The organism is Synechococcus sp. R6-7, from assembly GCF_047461695.1.
Classification (GTDB): Bacteria; Cyanobacteriota; Cyanobacteriia; order Thermostichales; family Thermostichaceae; genus Thermostichus.
Map to the genome: position 1 here is coordinate 1 of NZ_JANSHS010000421.1, position 957 is coordinate 957.

Here is a 957-nt window from a genome sequence, read left to right on the forward strand (position 1 = left end):
CCTACCTGGACTTTCCCGGGGTCCACCAGCGGCACATCAAGAGCACGAATGTGCTGGAGTGGCTTATCCGTGAGGTGAAGCGGCGGACCAGGGTGGTTGGGGTCTTCCCCGGCGAGGGGAGCCTGGTGAATCTGGCCACGGTGGTGATGCTGAGGGCCACGGAGGACTGGGCTTTCCGGCGTTACCTGGACATGGGCCCGCTTTGGGCCGCGGAAGAGAAACCCACAAAAATCGCGACTTGACCATGCATGTGGGATCCCCTCAGCGGATGAGGAACGGCAAGTAAACAGGGATCTGATCATTTACAAACTGCTGGTAGGTCTGCACTTGCCGGTTGATGACGGCCCAGCACAGTACCCCATGTGGGAAAGATAGGCGATGGGGATGTTGCGCTCTAGGCAACTCTGGATCAGTTGGGTTGTGACTTGGGCATGGCCAAAGATCAAAATCTGATCCATCAAAATCTGATCCAAGTGGGGCAATTGAGCCTGTTGAAGAACAGCTCCAGCCCGTTTGACAACCAGGCGTTCCTGGTCGAGGCTGAGGTAGCAATCCTGTTGGGACACATAGAGTGTTCTACCCATGAGGCCACTCCCAGAAGCCTAAAATTGAAGCTGAGGTGGGAACAAAACGGGGTCTTCTTCAAGTTAAAAGTCAGGCCCAAAAATGCTGTAAGGGAAGATGCGAATGGCGAAAAAGCAGAGCAGGGTTTCTGGTGTGGGATCCGTTCGTGACGGTGCGCTCCTGATGAAAGATCTGCAAACCCTGAGACACTACGGCATCCTTGGGGATCTGGTGTATCGGTGGGGCTACTATCTCGGCTCTAGCACCATGACCGAAGTGGAGTCCAACGCCGCCCTCAGCGAGGGGATCCCAAAGCCCAAGAGGTCTTTCAGGCCCAAAAGCCGCGGTTCGGTTGACGCAGACGAGCATGACTCTAGTCAATAATAAGCTCAA

At 55.3% G+C, this 957-nt stretch carries 3 protein-coding genes; 2 read left to right on the top strand and 1 reads right to left on the bottom strand.

Annotation, left to right across the window (positions count from 1 at the left end; genetic code table 11):
* On the top strand, positions 1-242 hold a 242-nt coding region (locus NW815_RS12015; RefSeq protein WP_414416058.1), incomplete at its 5' end, for a transposase.
* A 60-nt stretch (positions 243-302) separates the two neighbouring features.
* Here NW815_RS12015 and NW815_RS12020 read toward each other — a convergent pair.
* On the bottom strand, positions 303-584 hold the full coding sequence (locus tag NW815_RS12020) for a CRISPR-associated endonuclease Cas1 (RefSeq protein WP_414388471.1): 282 nt from the start codon (positions 582-584) through the stop codon (positions 303-305).
* Positions 585-687: 103 nt separating this feature from the next.
* Here NW815_RS12020 and NW815_RS12025 point away from each other — a divergent pair, with 103 nt between their 5' ends.
* Positions 688-948, top strand: a complete 261-nt coding sequence (locus tag NW815_RS12025; protein WP_414332383.1) for a hypothetical protein — start codon at positions 688-690, stop codon at positions 946-948.
* Positions 949-957 lie beyond the last annotated feature (9 nt).

What these genes read in the sequence shown, in the direction of transcription:
- NW815_RS12020 (WP_414388471.1), bottom strand. Translation starts at nt 584, where the DNA reads ATGGGTAGAACACTCTATGTGTCCCAACAGGATTGCTACCTCAGCCTC.
- NW815_RS12025 (WP_414332383.1), top strand. Translation starts at nt 688, where the DNA reads ATGGCGAAAAAGCAGAGCAGGGTTTCTGGTGTGGGATCCGTTCGTGAC.